This window comes from Cupriavidus sp. MPR-AND1C (assembly GCF_058809705.1).
Window position 1 is genome coordinate 15,570 of sequence record NZ_JBXASU010000039.1, and the last position, 18,594, is coordinate 34,163.

The 18,594-nt window shown below is 63.5% G+C and carries 14 protein-coding genes; 10 read left to right on the plus strand and 4 right to left on the minus strand.

Annotation, left to right across the window (positions count from 1 at the left end; all coding sequences use genetic code 11):
- Positions 1-55: 55 nt before the first annotated feature.
- The 3 genes from AC1RWI_RS20730 to AC1RWI_RS20740 all read right to left on the minus strand — a co-directional run bounded on the left by AC1RWI_RS20730 (position 56) and on the right by AC1RWI_RS20740 (position 4,016).
- Positions 56-1,264, minus strand: coding sequence for a porin (locus AC1RWI_RS20730; protein WP_492868397.1), 1,209 nt, complete (start codon positions 1,262-1,264; stop codon positions 56-58).
- A 90-nt stretch (positions 1,265-1,354) separates the two neighbouring features.
- Positions 1,355-2,701, minus strand: coding sequence for an MFS transporter (locus AC1RWI_RS20735; RefSeq protein WP_052495078.1), 1,347 nt, complete (start codon positions 2,699-2,701; stop codon positions 1,355-1,357).
- 430 nt (positions 2,702-3,131) lie between these two features.
- A complete protein-coding gene (locus tag AC1RWI_RS20740; RefSeq protein WP_492868399.1) occupies positions 3,132-4,016 on the minus strand; it encodes a LysR family transcriptional regulator in 885 nt (294 codons plus the stop codon).
- A gap of 151 nt (positions 4,017-4,167) precedes the next feature.
- On the opposite strand from AC1RWI_RS20740, the gene AC1RWI_RS20745 reads away from it, so the two are divergent.
- The 4 genes from AC1RWI_RS20745 to AC1RWI_RS20760 all read left to right on the plus strand — a co-directional run bounded on the left by AC1RWI_RS20745 (position 4,168) and on the right by AC1RWI_RS20760 (position 8,325).
- Entirely contained in the window at positions 4,168-5,637 is a 1,470-nt protein-coding gene (locus AC1RWI_RS20745) for a UbiD family decarboxylase (protein WP_144409991.1), read from the plus strand.
- A 2-nt stretch (positions 5,638-5,639) separates the two neighbouring features.
- Positions 5,640-6,263 carry a UbiX family flavin prenyltransferase gene (locus AC1RWI_RS20750; RefSeq protein ID WP_043355433.1) on the plus strand — a complete coding sequence of 208 codons (624 nt, stop codon included), beginning with the start codon at positions 5,640-5,642 and terminating at the stop codon, positions 6,261-6,263.
- Positions 6,264-6,391: 128 nt separating this feature from the next.
- Positions 6,392-6,853 (plus strand): MarR family winged helix-turn-helix transcriptional regulator, encoded by a 462-nt coding sequence (locus AC1RWI_RS20755; protein ID WP_043355431.1) that lies wholly within the window; start codon positions 6,392-6,394, stop codon positions 6,851-6,853.
- Positions 6,854-7,008: 155 nt separating this feature from the next.
- Positions 7,009-8,325, plus strand: a complete 1,317-nt coding sequence (locus AC1RWI_RS20760) for a serine hydrolase domain-containing protein (RefSeq protein WP_492868478.1) — start codon at positions 7,009-7,011, stop codon at positions 8,323-8,325.
- A 119-nt stretch (positions 8,326-8,444) separates the two neighbouring features.
- Here the strand turns inward: AC1RWI_RS20760 and AC1RWI_RS20765 are convergent, their stop codons facing one another.
- A complete protein-coding gene (locus AC1RWI_RS20765) occupies positions 8,445-9,065 on the minus strand; it encodes a TetR/AcrR family transcriptional regulator (protein WP_492868402.1) in 621 nt (206 codons plus the stop codon).
- A gap of 315 nt (positions 9,066-9,380) precedes the next feature.
- Between AC1RWI_RS20765 and AC1RWI_RS20770 the strand changes: the two genes are divergently transcribed.
- The 6 genes from AC1RWI_RS20770 (at position 9,381) to AC1RWI_RS20795 (ending at position 18,573) form a co-directional block, all read left to right on the plus strand.
- On the plus strand, positions 9,381-10,802 hold the full coding sequence (locus AC1RWI_RS20770; protein ID WP_492868404.1) for an MFS transporter: 1,422 nt from the start codon (positions 9,381-9,383) through the stop codon (positions 10,800-10,802).
- Between the two features lie 30 nt (positions 10,803-10,832).
- Positions 10,833-13,010, plus strand: coding sequence for a glycoside hydrolase family 3 protein (locus AC1RWI_RS20775; protein WP_492868406.1), 2,178 nt, complete (start codon positions 10,833-10,835; stop codon positions 13,008-13,010).
- A gap of 154 nt (positions 13,011-13,164) precedes the next feature.
- Entirely contained in the window at positions 13,165-13,929 is a 765-nt protein-coding gene (locus tag AC1RWI_RS20780) for a class II aldolase/adducin family protein (RefSeq protein WP_043355428.1), read from the plus strand.
- Positions 13,930-14,052: 123 nt separating this feature from the next.
- Positions 14,053-15,249 carry a porin gene (locus AC1RWI_RS20785; protein WP_492868480.1) on the plus strand — a complete coding sequence of 399 codons (1,197 nt, stop codon included), beginning with the start codon at positions 14,053-14,055 and terminating at the stop codon, positions 15,247-15,249.
- 178 nt (positions 15,250-15,427) lie between these two features.
- Positions 15,428-16,627, plus strand: coding sequence for a formylglycine-generating enzyme family protein (locus AC1RWI_RS20790; RefSeq protein WP_492868408.1), 1,200 nt, complete (start codon positions 15,428-15,430; stop codon positions 16,625-16,627).
- Between the two features lie 92 nt (positions 16,628-16,719).
- Positions 16,720-18,573: a sulfatase family protein gene (locus AC1RWI_RS20795; RefSeq protein WP_492868410.1), complete on the plus strand. Its 1,854-nt coding sequence runs from the start codon at positions 16,720-16,722 to the stop codon at positions 18,571-18,573.
- The last annotated feature ends 21 nt before the right edge of the window (positions 18,574-18,594 follow it).

The window sequence follows — 18,594 nt, forward strand, 5'->3', positions numbered from 1 at the left end:
CAAGCTGACAGATTACTGGAACTCTGGAACTCTGGAACTCTGGAACGCTAGAACGCTAGAACTTGTGCCTTGCGCCGACTGCGAAGCTGGCGCCGCCCGCCTGGTCCGTGATCTTGTCGTACATTGCCACCGCGTACAGGTCGGTCCGCTTGGACAGCAGGTAGTCGTAGCCGAGCGATACCGTGTCACGCCTGACCGTGGATTGCCATCCGTCGCTGCCCAGGCTGGCGCGATAGTCTCCGTCAGCCTTTATGGTTGTCCTGGCCCAGGACAACATGGCGGTTCCCTGCATGAGCGGCGCGCTCGCGCCAAGCTGCATCGTGCTCGACTGGAGCTTGAAATGCGCGCTGTCGAAGCCATCGGGCAGCGCGTTGGATGAGTGCTGATAGGTCGCGAACAACTTGGCCACACGCAGATCGTACGCGCCGCCGACGAACCACGTTCCCTGCTCCCTGGCCGGCGTCAGCTTGTAGATCGCACCGGTCTGGCTGTTATAGGGCGTGAAGGAAAAAACGCCGGAATTGCCTGCGGCATTGTCGACGGGATTGTTGACCTTGACGCGCTGATAGTAGGCGCCCAACGTCGCCGGGCCATCGCTGTACATCGCATTGACGCCAATATTGTTCTTGCCCGCATTGCCAATCTGTTCGCCGAACTGATAGAAGGCGCTCGCCACCAGGCCGCCGAGGTTGGGGGTCACATACATGACCTCGTTGCTCCAGCCGGTATCGCCGGCTTCGGTGGCAGCCCATTTCTGTCCTCGCGTGTAGCCGCTCGACGCCTGCGTCTGCACCAGCAGCGGCGCGAAGGCAAACGAACCGCCAAACGGATTGAGGGAAACCGATGGGATGAAGTTGGGTGCCAGGTCGCGGCCCAGCGACACGCGCCCGAAAGCGCCCGTCAGTCCGACGTTGGCGTCCCGCGAAAAGAGCGTGTCGGCATCGTAGCGCCCCGCGCCGCCGGTGTCGGGCCGGAAGAAACTCGTCAGGTTGAATTGCGCCTTCAGGCCGCCGCCCAGGTCCTCGACGCCCTTGAAGCCCCACCAGGAAGTCGTCATCCCGCTACTGTTGACCACGCCCGTCCTGCCGGCTTCACCGCTGCGCTTGAGCGATCCGGCGTACGTATCGATGACGCCGGTGATCTGGACACTCGAATCGGCATAGGCGCTGCTAGCGGCCGAAAGCGCAAGCAGGCCAAATAGCCCGAGCAGGCGGCGAGACGAGCGCGCAGGGGCGCTCCTCCGGTATTTTTTCCGGATCTTCATGGTTTCCTCTCCTTCTTGTGGTGTGGTCTTTTGCGGACTGACCATTTGGCGGGCCACCGGAATCGGCATGGCCCGCCTTGCGTATCAGTCTTAGTCCTCGCGTGCCTTGGGCAGCAGGGAAATGGCGACAAGGGCGACGATGGCGGCGCCCATGACGTACAGCGCCGGCGCGAATGCCACGCCGGTCGTGTAGGTGATCCAGGTCAGGATCGCGGGAGCAAAGCCGCCCAGCAGTGTGACGGCCGTGTTATAGGACAGCGACATGCCGGAGGAGCGCACCGCGGTCGGGAATATCTCGGACAAGGCTGCCGGCGCCACCCCGACGAACAGCGAGATCAGCGCACAGAACGCCGATTGCACGATCACCAGCGTCAATGTCGTGTGCGAGGACTGCAACCACATCATCAGCGGATAGACGCAGACCAGCAGCGAGGTCGCACCGATCCGCAGGATGCGGTGCCGGCCGAAGCGGTCGGACAATGTCCCGGCGAATACGCAGCCCGCGGTAAGGAAGATGTTGCCGATGAAGGCCGCCAGGAAGGCCTGCGACCCGGTGAAGCCCATCGACTTCTGCACGTAGATCGGCATGAAGATGATCAGTGAATACGGGCCCGCTGCCCATAGCACCGAAAGGCCGAAGCCGGAAAGCAGTTGCTTGGGGCATTCGCGCACGACTTGCAGCAGTGGCGCCTTCTTCGTGATGCCCTGCTGCTTCATGCGGGCCTCCTCCTGCTTGAAATGCGGCGTTTCGTCCAGCGTCTTGCGCATCCACAGGCCAACCGGGGCAATCGCCAGTCCGATGATGAACGGAATCCTCCACGCCCATTCCGTGATCTGATCCGGCGTATAGAAGGTAGTCACCAAGGTGGCCACCAGCGCACCAAGGATATTGCAGATACCCATGCTGGCCTGCAGCCACGAGGCGTACTGCCCCTTCTTGTGCGCCGGTGCGTGCTCGACCAGGAAAGCCGTCGCGCCGCCGACTTCGCCCCCCGCCGAGAAACCTTGCAGCACGCGGCCGCATACGATCAGCAGCGGCGCGCCAACACCGATGGCGGCATAGGGCGGTGCCACCGCAATCAGCAGCGTGCCAAGCGCCATCAGCATGATGGTCATGGTCAGCGCGGCCTTGCGGCCCTTGCGGTCGCCATAGGAGCCAAGAAACAGGGCGCCCAGCGGGCGCGCCACATATCCCAGGCCGAATGCCATGAACGAGCCCATCAGTTGCACGGTCGGATTGTCGTTCTGGAAGAAGTTCTGGCCGATGTAGACGGCAAACAGTGCGTAGACCGTGAAGTCATACCATTCCAGCGCATTGCCCGCCGAGGCGGCGATGACGGCGCGGCGCCCCGCACCCGCGCTGCGAGCCTCTTGGTCATCCCGCTGTATCGAGTCGTCTCCTGGTCTGCTCTGCGGATCGAGAACTACTTCTTTCATGCCAATGCTCCTAATGTTCGCCATGTGGATCGATCGTCTCGCTAGGCTGCGGACTGTCGGGATGCCTGGGTGACAAGCTCTTCTTCGCGCGACCGGAACCGCGATCGCAGGGGGTGTCTGTTCAGGCGAGCGCAACGTGGACGGCTAGGTCCTGCCTTGTCGCGGTCTTGATCGACGGGATATTAGGTAGCTCACCAAATAATGTCGCTTTACTTTTTGTTCCAACTTCATAACAACTTGTTATGACTAGGCGATTGTGCCGCTCGTTGAAGCGGCCACGCACTGGCGTTGCGCAAACCACAGCGGACGGCATCCGGAAAATGCAGCTGCATCGCAAACGATGCGTGCCCATAAGAACAGCCGGCGCGGCCGCCAAACACCGCGGAAAACCGGCGCAGGCATCCGAGGCGCATCAAGGGATGCCAGCCCGTCAGGTTCCCAGTGACTTGAGGACGATAATGAATTCCTGCGCGAGGCGGGAGAGCGGCTGCAGCTCCAGGCGGAACACGTTGATTGGCGCATGCACTTCAGGTGTGATCGGCCGGGCCACCACGCCGGACCAGATTGGCCCCTGCATCGTGATCTCATCCACGAGCGCCACGCCTACCCCCGCCTGAACCATGGAACAAGCGACATGGGCCTGCTGCACTTCGATGCGCGGCACCGGCTGGCGGTCCTCGCTGCCGAAGACCTGCTGCACCAGCTGGCCAAACGGGATGTCGCTGCTATAGCCGACAAACGGCTCATCGATCAGGTCGCTGGCGTCTATGCAATCGCGTGCCGCCAGACGGTGATCCTTGGGCAACACCGCGACGATGCGATTCCTGTAGAGCGGAAGCACCTGGAGGCTGGGGTGGCCGACTGGCATGAACGTGATCCCCAACTCGACCTGGTGCGTCAGCAGGCCCTGCAGCAGGGCACCCGGGATCAGCGTGTGCAGCACAATCCTCACGTCCGGGTAACGCTGGCAAAAGATCGCTACCGCCCGCGGCATCAGCGACTGGCCGATATTGGGGCTGCACGCAATTCGCAACTGTCCTACGCGATTCTCGGCCAGATTCTCGGCCACTTCATTGACCCGCTGCACGCTCTGGTAGACGGCGCCGACCTCATCGAACAAACGGCGTGCCTCCGGCGTCGGATAGAGCCGCCCCTTGATGCGCTGGAAGAGGAGCAATCCCAGGCGCTGTTCCGTATATGAAATCAGCCGGCTCACGGCCGGCTGCGAGACGTACAACAGCTTTGACGCCCCACTGATGGAGCCGCTCAGCATGATGGCTCTAAATACCTCGATCTGGCGCAGGTTCAGCTTCATAACATCATGTTAATTGGGTGGAATATATAAGCATACGATGTTTTGCCATTGATTGGCCTAGACTCTCGCGAAAGCGCCGGGCTTGCTGCCCCGGCAGCCTCGCCTGCAGCGTCGTCATCCGACGGCCGTCGCAACCATCCGGCAAGACTGCTTGCCGGATGCCTCGACAACCCAGCAATACGAAGGAGTCACCATGCGTACCAAGGAGCCCCGCCAGATAGCGGGAAGCGCCAGCCTGCAACGCCAGTCGCTGCGCGGCTTTGTCCAGTCCCTCGACGAGCGCGGCGAACTGATGCGTGTTAGCGAACCGGTAAGCACCCAATACGAGATCTCAGCCTATCTGGCACAACTGCCCGACGGCCCCGCGTTGCGCTTCGAGGCCATCGCCGGCCACGGGCTGCCTGCCGTTGGCAACCTCCTCAACACATTGCCGCGCATTGCCCGCGGCATCGGCGCAACGCCCCAGACCCTGCAGCAGCGCATCGTCGACGCGATCGGAAGCGGCCTCGCGCCAGAGCGCGTCGGCAACGGGCCTTGCCAGCAGACCGTCATCGACAGGCCGGACCTGCAGCGCGAGCTTCCCGCGCCGCTATTCTTTCCCCGGGAAACCGGCGCCTACATCACGGCCGGCGTGATCTTCGCGCGTGACCGCGCGAGCGGCCGCGGCAATGTCTCATTTGCCCGGGTCAAGTTGCTGGACGGCAATCGCGGCATGGTCGGCATCGCACCCAATCACCATCTGGCCGTCATGGCCGAGGCCGCCAGAAAGCGTGGCGAGAAACTTGAGATCGCGGTCACCATCGGAAATCATCCTGCTGTCCTGATCGCCGCGGCGCTCTACCTGCGCCTTGGCGACGACGAGCTTGAAGTGGCGGGCGCGCTGCTGGGCGAGCCGGTACAGACCGTGGCCTGCCGCACCATCGACCTCGACGTGCCGGCGCAATGCGAGATCGTGCTCGAAGGCGTGCTTGACGTGGGGAGCCGGCACGACGAACAGCTCGTGTCCGAGTACCACGGCATGTATGAGCCATACGGCGACGGGCCGATTGCCGAGTTTCACTGCATGACGCGGCGCGACGACGCCTTCTTCCAGGTGATTCAGCCCGGCTACTATCCCGAGCACACCTTGATCGGCGGCGTAGCGATTGCTGCGGGCCTGGCGCGCATGCTGCGCGCGGCCGCGATACCGGTGCGTGAGGTCGCCGTCGGGCATGGCGGCTGCGGCCGCCTGAACGCGGTCGTGAGCATCGCAGCCCATCGCGCAGGCGAGGCCAGGAAGGTGATGTTCGCGATCTGGGGCAGCGTGAATCTCATCAAGAACGTGACCGTCGTCGATGACGACATCGACCCCTGGGATTCCGCCCAGGTGGAATGGGCTGTTGCCACACGCATGCGGCCCGACCGCGACCTGCTGATCGCCCCTGGCGCGCGGACCGACCGCTCCGAACCGATCAAGCAGGACGGCGTGGCCACCAAGATGGGGGTGGACGCGACCCGCAAGGCAAGCGATCGCCAGGACTGGCATCGCGCCGTGCCGCCAGCCGAGGTCATGGAGCGCGTCAGGGCCAGACTGCACGCGGACGGTCGGCTCGACACCGGCCGCTCCGACTGGAGGCCATAACGATGGAAACGCCCAATCGTCAGGGGCGCCGGCGCATCGTGGTCGGCATCACCGGCGCCTCCGGCGCCATCTATGGCATCCGGCTATTGCGCCTGCTGCGGGGCCTGGATGTGGAGTCCCACCTGGTGATGAGCCGCTCGGCCCATCTCACGCTCAACTGCGAGACTGAGCTGCGCCCGGCGGACATCCACGCCTTGGCGGACGTCGTTCACGCCAACGGCGATATTGGCGCCGCCATCGCCAGCGGCTCGTTTCACGCCGACGGCATGATCATCGCGCCATGTTCGATCAAGACGCTCTCCGAAATCGCGAGCGGCGTCACCAGTTCCCTGATGTCGCGGGCTGCCGACGTGATGCTGAAAGAGCGCCGCCGGCTTGTACTGATGGTGCGGGAAACCCCGTTGCACGCCGGGCACCTGCGCAGCATGGCCACCGTGACCGACATCGGCGCCATCGTCTATCCGCCGGTTCCGGCGTTCTACGCGCGACCCGCCAGCCTGGAAGACATGGTCGACTATTCCCTCGGCAGGGTCCTGGATCTGTTTGGGCTGGAAGCGTCGTTGGCCGGCCGGTGGAGTGGGGTGGCGGCCAAACGGAATCCCGGGGATGCCGCACATGTTGCGTGACCTGGCCTGATACAGGCTCGGGAGTCGCTTTTGTAGGCATCGCTTCGAGGCGTCGGTTATTTGGTTGCGCGTGGAAACTATTTCCAATAGAATCCATTCAGCCAAACGTTGCCGCTTGCGGCCGATCCATGTCCCCGTCCCAGCCTTCGCTCCTCGACTATCTCTCGTTCCGGCTTGATCGTCTTTCCGACATGACCAAGAGCGCAGCATCAGCACTCTATGAGCGGGAGTTTGGTATCGGTGTGCGGGATCTTCGGGTACTGCGCCTCGTTGCGCTGGAGCCTGGGCTGACGCTGACACGGCTGATCGCACTGACGCTGCTCGAAAAATCGGTCACGTCGAAGTGCGTTACCGCGCTCGCGCAGCGAGGGTTGTTGCGTCGGCAGATTGGCGAGCAGGATGCGCGCCAGGTCAATCTCTACCTGACCCCGACCGGTATCGAAATGATCGAGCTTACGTATCGGCGCGGCGACGTGCTGGAACAGATGCTGCTCGATACCCTGACAGAGACAGAGCGCAAGACGCTCAACCAATGCATCGAGAAGCTGGTCGTCGCGTTGATCGCGCACAAGAGCGGTGGCGAACGATAGGCACCACCCCGGTCTGTGCAGGCCTGCGAATGCATAAGGCGGCAACCGCCGCAAGCAACACAACACGACACAACACAAGAGGAGACACGATGCAGGCGAAATCCACGCGCCCGGTCAATGACGTGCGATGCCGATGGCAGCACTGGCTGGCAACCATGACGCTTCTCGGGCTGAGCATGCCGTCAATCGGGCAGGCGCCCGCCGCACCGGCCCAGGGCGGCCCGGCGCTGTCGCCCAGCGTCGCCGCACTGGCCAAGGCCGTGAGCAGTGACCCGCTTACGATGGGATGGATGCAGGGCTTCCCGCCACCGGCAGCCAAGCTGGTCATGCACACGCCCGAAAGTGTCGTCTATCCCCGCAATCGCTGGGCCTTCTCGCATATCCGCGAACTCGTTCCGACTGCAACGGTCTGGCGTGGCAACGGTCCGGCCAGCCCTCTGCCTCGCGCCGAACGCGACATCGGATCGATTCCGTTTACCGATGTCGACGGCACGCGCCGCACTTTCGCGGACATGCTGACGTTGACCTATACCGACGGCATTCTGGTGATGCACAAAGGCAAGGTCATCTATGAGCGGTACTTTGGCGCGCTGAACGACCACACGCCCCATATCGCCATGTCGGTCACCAAGTCTTTCGTCGGAACACTCGCCGCCATGCTCGTGGCCGACGGCAAACTGGATCCGGCGGCCCCCGTGACGCGCTATCTGCCCGAGTTGGCTGACACCGCCTACGGCGACGCAACAGTGCGCGAAGTGATGGACATGACCGTGGGCGTGCACTACTCGGAAGACTACGCCAATCCCAAGGCCGAGATCTGGGACTATGCCCGTGCCGGCGGCATGCTGGCGCGTCCGGCTGGCTACAGCGGTCCGCCCAATTTCTACGACTTCCTCCGGACCTTGCGCAAGGAAGGCGATCACAACCAGGTCTTTGCCTACAAGACGGTCAACGCCGAAGTGCTGGCCTGGATTCTGCGGCGGGTGTCCGGCCAGTCGCTTGCTCAACTGCTCTCGACCCGCATCTGGCAGCCGATGGGCGCGGAGCACGATGCCTATTTTACGGTGGACAGCATTGGCACCGAATCTGGCGGCGGCGGGTTCAATACGACGCTGCGGGACCTGGCTCGCTTCGGCGAACTGATGCGCAATGACGGCCGCTTCAATGGCCGTCAGATCATTCCGACTTCCGTGGTCGCAGACATTCGTCGGGGCGGGGATCGTACGAAGTTCGCCAGTTCAACCAGCGGGCCGGCACTGCCGGGATGGAGCTACCGCGATATGTGGTGGGTCACCCACGATAGCCACGGCGTGTATCAGGCGTTCGGTGTCTATGGTCAGCGCATCTACATCGACCCCAAGGCCGAGTTGACCATCGTCCGTTATGCCTCGCACCCCGTTGCCAGCAATGCGGCCAACAATCCGATCACGTTCCGTGCCTTCGACGCGTTGGCGCAATCGTTGATGAAGTGACAAGCCAGAGCAGGCGCGCGGCTTCACGGGCGACGAACTCCCGCGAACGCCGCCGCTTTTGTCTGGATTGCGCAATTCGCCCTCAGTCGCTGCACCTCGCAGGTACGTTGCGTGCCGGGCTATCGAAAGATGAACGCCAGCACCGCATCGCAATGGGCTTCGACCGTCTTCTCGTGCATGACCTGGATGCCGTGGGCGTACTTGATTTCCGAGGTCAGCAAATACGGAACCTGCGCAATGGCCGTAATCATATAGAGCAGCATCACGGCGTCGATACGCTCCAGCCCTGGCGTCACGGCACCGAGTTGCTTGACGAACGGTAGCGTCCGGTCATGGCGCGGGCGAATGAATTTCTCCGCCATCCACTTCAGGCGTTCCGAGTCCCGGTTGGCTTCCTGCATCATCAGGCGAGCATGCTCCGGGTGCCGCGCGCAGTATCTGACATAGCTGCGGACGTACTCTTTCGCGCCATCCAGTGAAAACCCCTCGGTGTCAGGCCCCGGCGGCAGGGTTTCCTCCACGAATCGGTCGAACAGGTGAGCCACGCTCTCACGCCAGAGATTTTCCTTGCTCCCAAAGTAGTAGCGGATCATCGCGTGGTTGACGCCGGCCGTGTCGGCGATTTCTCGCAGGCTCACGGCATCGAAGCCACGCGTGGAGAACTGCTCCAGCGCAATGCCAAGTATCGCCGCTCGTGTTTGCTCGCTTCGGTCCTGCTGTGCCAGCCTGACGGTTTGCATCTTCGTCCTTCTCTGAGGTAAGCCCCGATTTCCGCCCTTGGCATCCGGAAATGCAATGCGAAACATCTCCGGATCTATCGGCTCGACGCCTGTATAGCGGTCACGCCTTGCACCGTGCCGCCGCATTCCTGGCTTCCGCCTTTGCTGCGCAAATGAGTCAGGGATTGTACTAGTAACCAGTTTCGGTCGTTCTGCTAAAGTTATCCGAGTGGATAAATAAAGAGTCCAGGGCATGCGGAGATCGCCACCATCGTGGCGCTGCTGGTCTGTGCGTAGATATATCGGCAGGAATGCCTTGTTTGCGAGGTGGATTACATGACGGCTGCAAATCTCGACTGCGCGGTGTCGCCGACGGCGCTGCCGGCTCCGGCGCCGGCGCCGGGAAACGACGAACGGCTTGCGCTGCGAAAGAAGCTTGGCTTTGGCCTCGGTGACTTTGCGTTCAATTTGTACTGGCAGGCGACCACGCTGTACTTGCTGTACTACTACACGGATGTGCTGGGGCTTCCCCCCGTTACGGCGGGCTGGATCTTCGGCGGCGCATTGCTCTGGGATGCGCTATGCGACCCCGTGGCAGGCTACATCGCCAATCGCACGAGAACCCGCTGGGGTCGCTATCGTCCCTATCTGCTGTTCGGGTCTGTCCCCCTCGCGCTCAGCTTCATGGCCATGTTCTTTCCCACGAACCTCCAGGGCACGACGCTGCTGGCCCTTGTTCTGGTCACGCACATGATTTTCAGGACGACCTACACCGTTCTCTCGATGCCTTATAACGCGCTGATGGCAACGCTGACCTGCGATAGCCGCGAGCGCGGAAGCCTCGCCGCTTATCGGATGGTCTGTGCGAGTGCGGCCGGCCTTGTGGTAGCGCTGCTGACTCTCAAGCTCGTGCACGTTTTCGGGATGGCGGATCAGAAACGAGGCTTTTTTGTCGTGATGGCGCTGTATGCCGTCGCTTCGATTCCTGTGTTCCTCCTCACATTCTTTTCCACGCAGGAGCGGGTTCAGCCAGACTCGCACGGGATCACGATTCGCGAGGCGCTCGCCACGGTGGCGCACAACCTGCCATTCCTGCTGGCCTGCGGCATCACGGTTGCGATCGTCGGCGCGGGAACCTTCTTCTCGAAGACGCTTCCCTATGTGATGAAGTACGGCCTGCACAGGGAAGACCTGATCGGGCCCGCCCTCGGCACGGTCGCCGTCCAGGTGTTCATTGCCATTCCGTTCTGGGCATGGGTGATGCGGCGCACGTCGAAGCGATTCGTCGCAATGGCCGGAGGCTGCCTGGGCATCTGTGGCTACGCAGCGCTGGGCGCAATCGGCATGCCAAGCATCAGCGTCTTCTTCATCCTCATTGGCTTGACTGGCTTTTCGATTGCAGCGGCGCTGCTTTCCATGTGGGCGATGGTCCCGGACACGGTCGAGTATGGAGAGTGGCGTACCGGTATCCGGGGGGAGGGGACGATCTTCGGCGTTTTCAGTTTTGCGCACAAGGTAGCCCTGGCGATGGCGGTCGGCGGCGTCGGGCACATGCTCGGGGCTGTGGATTTCGTCGCGAATCGAAGCCAAGCGCAGTCGACCATCGATGGCATCTGGGCCATGCTGTGGCAGGGGCCGATGATCTTCCTCGGCATCTCCGTGGGGCTTGCTTTCCTCTACCCGCTGTCGCCGGGCAAACACCGGAAGATCCTCGAGGCGCTGCATCAGCGCCGGGCCGCAAGAACCCCCTCCAACTGACGTTACCGATAGAGAAGGAAACGCAAGCCGATGCACCAGGAAATTCTCGCAAACACGGGTGAAGTGTCGACCGCCGTGTTGATGCCATCTTCATCGTCCGTAGCCGCAGGCCGCGATCCCGACGCGCTCGCCCGCGATACCGAAGCACGCATGACGGACGACGAGCGGTTCTCCATGCTGTACAGCCTGATGGTCCGGGTGTTCGGAACAGGCGCGCGCGAGCCGCGCGTGCCGGCGGACGTGCCGGCTGTCGCCGGCTACGTAAAAGGCGTGCCGCGCCTGGGAATTCCCCCGCTGAAGCTGGCCGACGCCAGCCTTGGGCTTCGTCACACCGACGGACCCGACGATTGCGCCACGGCGCTCCCCGCCGGGCTTGCCATCGGCGCGACATTCAACCCGTCGTTGGCGCGCACGATCGGCAATCTCATTGGCAAGGAAGCGCGTGCGAGGGACTTCAACGTAGCGCTGGGGGGCGGGATCAACCTCGTGCGCGATGTGCGCAACGGCAGGAACTTCGAGTACATATCGGAAGATCCGCTCCTCTCTGGCCTGATCGGGGCGGAAATCGTATCCGGTACGCAGGAAGAGGGCGTCATCGCCGTGCTCAAGCATGTGTCGCTCAACGCCAGCGAAACGAACAAATTCTTCCTTGATGCCATCATCGATCCCGCGGCGCACCGGGAAAGCGATCTGCTGGCCTTCCAGATCGCGATCGAGAAGAGCCAGCCGGGCGCCCTGATGGGTGCCTACAACCTGGTCAACGGTGCATACGCCTGTGGAAATCGCGCCATCCTGCAGGAGACGATCAAGGACGCCATGGGCTTCAAGGGGTGGGTGATGTCCGATTGGCTGGCGGTCTACGGATGGGAGTTTGCGCTGTCCGGCCTTGATCAGCACGCGGGCGCCCAACTCGACAAGCAGGAGTGGTTCAACGGGCCGCTGCGGCAGGCCTACGAGCAAGGCAAGGTGCCCAAGGAGCGCATCAGCGACATGGTCCGGCGCATGCTTCGCTCCTACTACGCAATCGGCATTGACCAGCAGCGTGCGGCGGCGCCGGTCGACTTTGCCGCGCACAATGCGGTCGCGCTGCAGGCGGCGCGCGAAGGTATCGTGCTGCTGAAGAATGAAGGGCAGGCGCTCCCCCTGGCAGCGGGACGGCAACGAATCGCGATCATCGGCGGATACGCCCAGACCGGCGTGCTGTCCGGGGACGGATCGAGCCAGGTCATGCCCACGAGCGGATATGCGGCGCAAGTGCCGTTGCGCAGCCATCCGTTGCTGGGAACCACCGTCATGCGCTTGTTCGGATCGTCTCCGTTGGCGGCGCTGCGCAAGCAGTTGCCGGAGGCCATCATCGAGTTCGATTGCGGTGCGCATATCGCGGATGCCGTGGCGATGGCGAAGCGCGCGGACATTGTCGTCATGTTTGCCTACCGGCACGAAGCAGAGCGTTTCGACAGCCCGGACATGACGTTGCCGTTCGGGCAGGACGCGCTGATCGAAGCGGTCGCGAACGAAAACCGGAATCTCATCGTTGTGCTGCAGACCGGAAACCCGGTGGCCATGCCCTGGCGCGACAAGGCGCGGGCCATCGTGCAGGCGTGGTTCCCCGGGCAGCTCGGCGCGCAAGCGATTGCCGAAGTCCTTACAGGCAAGATCAATCCGTCCGGCCGGCTGCCCATTTCCTTTCCTTTCGATGTCGGGCAAACACCGCACCCCACGCTGCCGGGCTCGGACGTCGAGCTCGGCACGCCAATCAAGGTGCACTACCACGAAGGCGCCGAGGTCGGCTACCGCTGGTTTGCCAAGACTGGCCGCCAGCCGCTGTTCGGCTTCGGCCACGGCCTGAGCTATGCCACCTTCGCCTACCGCGACCTGGAGGTCGTTGATGCGGAGTCGCTGACCGTGGCATTCACCGTGACAAATACGGGGGCGCGCCAAGGCGATGACGTCCCGCAGGTGTACCTCACGGATGCGGCAGGTGACCGGCGCATGAGGCTGCTCGGATTCGAGCGTGTGTCGCTGCGCCCTGGCGAATCGGCGCGAGTCCGCATTACCGCCGATCCGCGCCTGCTTGCCTGCTTCCAGTCCGAGTTGGGATGCTGGCGCATGGAAGCGGGCCAGTACCGCATTGCGCTGGGGCGTTCGGCGCAAGACCTTGAACTCAGCATTGAACTATGCCTCGAGGAGCGCGAGTTCGGCCGCTGACGGATGCTGCCCTTAGAGGGAGGGCGTGAATACCGGCGGCGCACGTGCCCGCCGACACCTTCCTCGCACAGTTCGATTCCCAGCGCAACGGCCGATCTGGTCCACCGGTGGGAAAGAACACCCCTTTCACATATTGTCCGACAGGAGTCAAAACATGACTGCTACCGCTTCCGCATGCATCCAGGAACTCGTCAGTCCGCAGGAGTGGCAATTGCGCGTCGACCTTGCGGCCTGCTATCGGCTCGTCGCACTGCATGGCTGGTCCGATCTTGTGTTCACGCACATCAGCGCGCGTGTGCCCGGGCAAGCGGACCACTTCCTGATCAATCCGTATGGGCTGATGTTCGACGAGATCACGGCATCCAGCCTGTTGAAGATCGACGCGCAGTGCAACAAGATCCTGGCCTCCCCCTATCCGGTCAACCCGGCTGGCTTTGTCATCCACAGCGCGGTGCACGAGGCGCGCCCGGACGCGCAGTGCGTCCTGCATACCCATACGCGAAGTGGCGTTGCCGTGAGTGCGCAGAAGGCGGGTCTCCTGCCGCTCAGCCAACAGTCCACGTTCATTCTCGGATCGCTTGCTTACCACGGCTATGAAGGCGTTGCCATGCACGAGGAGGAGAAGCCTCGCCTGCAGGCAGACCTCGGCCGGGCCAATCACATGATCCTGCGCAATCACGGTTTGCTGACAGTCGGCAGGACGGTGGCCGATGCATTCTTGAGCATGTACGTGCTGGAATCCGCCTGCCAGATCCAAATCTCGGCCCAGGCTGGCGGGGAGTTGATGCACGTCCCCGAGCAGATCGTGCGCGGTGTTGCGGAGTCCATGCGCGTGCAGACCGGCGGCCTTGGGGGAGCCTTTGCCTGGCCGGCGTTGCTCCGCAAGCTTGACCGGATCGACCCCGGTTTCCGCAACTAGGAGCGCCATTGCAGCGCAACCCTGTGGACCTCGCCGTTTGGCCGGTCCAGAGGACATCCCAAGCAGTCGATGGGAAGAACGAGAAGGCGCCCCATTCGCGCCGAAACAATAATATGGAGGAGTATGAAAAGGACTAAATACCTTGCGCGCGCTGCCGCGTTGGTGTCGGCCGCGGGCTGCGCAGGTCTGGCGCATGGGCAGTCGAGCGTGACCATGTACGGTGTCGTCGATCTGCCTATCGGCTACGCCAACAATCTGGCGGCGAGCGCCCCGACCATCAATCCGGTCACTGGCGTGGAGACGAGGCAGCCGGGTGCCAACAGGTTCGGCATACAGGGCGCCGGTGGCATGTCCGGTTCGCGCTGGGGCATACGCGGCGTGGAGGATCTCGGCGGCGGCCTGAAGGCGCTGTTCGTGCTGGAGAGCGGCTTTGCCGCCGATACCGGACAGGTGAACCGCGCGGGAGCCATGTTCAGCCGGCGGGCATTCGTCGGCTTGCAAAGCAGCAGTCTCGGGCAGATTTCGCTCGGCAGGCAAAACACCAGCCTGTATGAGAGCTTGGGAGACTTCATGCCGGCGAAGTTCGCCCCGCTGTTCGAGCCAACCCTGGCGCTAATGGGCGGGACGGCTGGCTCAGGCGCCGTGGACAATGCCGTGAAATATACGATGGAGACCGGCCCGGTTACGTTCAGGGCCCACTACAGTTTCGGTGCCGGGCTGAGCCAATTCGAGATCACGCCGGTTGCGGGTCAAGGCGCGGGAGAAACGCCGGGCCACGCCAAGGACAATACAGCCTATGGCGCTGGCCTGACGTACCTGGGCGCGGGCCTTGGCGCGACGGCAACCTACGATCAGTGGAATCCGGCCGTTACCGTTGGCAGCACCAGCACATCCAGGAAGGCGGCGTTCGCGGCAAGCTATTCATTCGAGCGAACCAAGCTGATGGCTGGCTATCGTTGGGGGCAGATGAAGGACGCGGCAGGCAGAACCCTGGTCCGGGATGATTTCTGGTGGGCAGGGGTCAATTACGACGCCACTGCCGCATTAACGCTGACGCTGGGCTACTACTACGATGCCCGCAAGACGCTGAAGACCAATGCTGCGCAGCCCAACAGCAATCCAGTGAATCCGTGGCAGGTGAACTTCATTGCGGACTATTCGCTTTCCAAGCGTACCGACGTCTATGTGACCGTGGCGTACGTGCGAAATTCCGGCCTGAACCTGGATTCGGCGGCGATCGGATTCGGCAACGGCGCCTATCTGGGCCAGGGGAAGAACAGCCAGACCGGGGCGGCGATCGGCATTCGTCACAAGTTCTAGCGGCTCGAGGCGCGCTTCATCCGGCAGGCGGCGCCGATCAGCGACGCCACCTGCCGGCATTCAGCCTTCTATTGCAATGACGGTTTCCATGAAAAGCAGAAAGCGAAGCGAGTCCCATTCGGCCAGCCGCGAGCCGGCGGCCGCGGTGTCTGCGCACAGCCAGGTCGGGCGGCGATCCATGCCCCGGCGCCTGCGTGCCGCGGCGTGGATCACAGCGGCGATTGCCGTGCCCGCGGCGATCGCCGCCTTGGCCAGTGCCGGCGGATTGCGGGGCGACGCCAAGCCGCTGCTTGGCGCAAGCGCTTCGCCGCACATCATCATTGGCGACGGCGTCAATGGTCCACGCGACATGGCATGGATTGCCGACGGCGATTTCCTGATGGGCAGCGATCACCCGCTGGCGCAGGCCAACGAACGTCCGGCGCACAAGACGCGCGTCCATGGTTTCTGGATGGACCGGCATCACGTGACCAATGCCGAGTTCCGCGCGTTCGTGGCAGCCACCGGCTATGTGACCACCGCCGAACAGAAGCCGGACTGGGAAACGCTCAAGGTGCAGCTGCCACCGGGCACGCCGCGCCCGCCCGACAGCGTGCTGGTGCCCGGGGGCCTGGTCTTTGTCGGCACGGACCGCCCGGTGCCCTTGAGCGATTACGCCCGCTGGTGGCGCTTCGCGGCCGGTGCGGACTGGCGCCATCCCAAAGGCCCGGGCAGTTCCATCGAAGGAAAGGACGCTCATCCCGTTGTGCAGGTCTCCTATGCGGATGCACAAGCCTATGCCAGATGGGTCGGCAAGCGACTGCCGACCGAGGCCGAGTGGGAGTTCGCGGCGCGCGGCGGGCTGGAGCAGGCGACCTATGCATGGGGCGACCAGTTCTCCCCCGGCGGCAAGCAGATGGCCAACGTCTGGCAGGGACAGCAAGCGCACCCCTTTCCCGTGGTGAGTCCCAAGGCCGGCGGCGCGCTCGGCACGAGCGCCGCCGGAACCTTCCCGGCCAATGGATATGGACTCTATGACATGACAGGAAATGCCTGGCAGTGGGTGGCGGACTGGTACCGCGCCGACCAGTTCAAACGGGCAGCCGGAGCGGACAGGGTGGCGGTCGATCCACAGGGCCCTGCCGACAGCTGGGATCCCTCGGAACCCGGCGTGCCTGAGCAAGCGCCCAGGCGGGTGATCCGCGGCGGCTCCTTCCTTTGCAATCAGGACTACTGCCTGAGCTACCGCCCGAGCGCGCGCCGTGGTACCGACCCCTACGCCAGCATGTCGCACCTGGGCTTCCGTCTGGTGATGGACCAGGGCAGCTGGCAAGCCATGCGGCAACGCCAGGCAGGCCAGTCCCAACCACCGGCCAGGGCTTCCGCGCCAGGCGGATAGGGCGGCCGGGCCTGACAGGCGAATGCAGTGGCATCCGGCGGCCGTGTGCCGTGCCTGCCGGAACGAATCAATCCAACTGGAATCGACGTAGCATGAACGTTCACAACCGCACCAGGAATCCGTTTGCCTGCCTGCCTCGCGCAATGCGCCTGGCCATGCATGGCTTCATGCTGCTCGTGGCCGCGCAGTCGGGACTGCTCCATGCCCAGCAGCCGCCGCAGCCGCAGCAGCAGCGGAATCAGCCGAACATCCTCTGGATCACGGTGGAGGACATCACGACCTTCATCGGCGCGTACGGCGATCGCGAGGTGAAGACCCCCAATATCGACCAGCTGGCCAGGGAAGGGGTGCTCTACACCCACGCTTACCAGACTGCAGGCGTTTGTGCGCCTGCGCGCGCGGCACTGATCACTGGCATGTACCCGACTTCAGTGGGTGCGCAACACATGCGTACCGGGCCCGGGGAGATACAGATGCCCGGGCGCAGCGCCTCCCAGAGGCCGGATGGGCTTCCCGCCACCTACTCTGTCGTGCTGCCCGAGCAAGTCAAGGCCTTCCCGGAGTACCTGCGCAAGGCGGGCTACTACACCACGAACAACCAGAAGCAGGATTACCAGTTCGAGGCGCCCGTCACGGTCTGGGATGAGAACGGACCCGCGGCGTCCTTTCGCAACCGCCCCAAGGGCAAGCCGTTTTTCTCGGTCTTCAACTTCTTCCTGACCCACGAAGTCATGGTGGCCTTGCGCAAGGATCCCTTGCTCAATGATCCGGTCAGCGTGCCGGTGCCGCCGATTTTCCCGGACACGGCGGCCGTACGCGGCGACATCGCTCGCATGTACACCAATATCGAGCTGATGGACCGGCAGGTTGGCGAACTGATCCAGATGCTGAAGGACGACGGCCTGTACGACAACACCATCATCTTTTTCTTTGCCGACAACGGTGGCAACCTGCCGTGGATGAAGCGGGAGCTCCTCGAGCGCGGCACGCATGTGCCATTCATCGTGCGACATCCCGGCGGCCAGCACGGGGGTACTCGCCGGGACGAACTGGTCAGCGGCGTCGACATGGCACCGACGGTGCTTTCCCTGGCTGGCGTGCCGGTTCCGGGCTATATGCAGGGCCAGGCCTTCCTTGGTGAGCAGCGGGCCAGCATACCGCGCCGCTACGTCTTCGCGGCGCGCGACCGCATGGATACCGAGTACGACAGGGTACGGATGGTGCGGGACCAGCGCTATCGCTATCTGTACAACTACATGCCGGAACTGCCGTACTACCAAGACCTGAAGTTCCGCATGAAGCTGCCCATGATGCGCGACATCCTGAAGCTCAGGGCCGAAGGCAGCCTCCCTCCCGCCACGGCCGCATGGTTCAAGACCAAGCCGGTGGAGGAACTCTACGATGCGGAGCAGGACCCATGGGAGCAACACAACCTGGCGGATGACCCGAAGTACAAGAACAAGCTCGAGGAGCTCAGGCATGCGTTCCAGGCGTGGACGGCCAAGGTCGGCGATAAGGGCGGCGTGCCAGAGCGCGAGATGCTCAAGCAGATGTGGCGGGGTGGCAGCGAGCCGCCCGCGACAGCGATTCCCGAAGTGCGCAGGGCCGGCAAAGGCGTGGATGGCGTGGATGGCGTGCAGATCGCCTGCGCCACGCCCGGTGCCTCCATTGGCTACTGGATCGAGCGCCCCGCCGCACGCGCCACGGCCGCCACCCACGTGGTGCAGAGTTGGGACTACGAGCGCCTGGCGGGCGAGCTGTTCGGCATGGGCCTTGCCAAGGTCGGGGACATGCGCCCCGTGCCGCCCAGCTGGTCGGTCTATGGCGGCGAGACCATTGCGCTCAGACCGGGAGAGATCCTCCATGTCAACGCGATGCGCATCGGATTCAGGCCGGCTGCGATCGACTACGCGGATGGCGCGGTCGTATCGCCCGCGGCGAAATAGGACGCGCGCCGTAACGGCGCC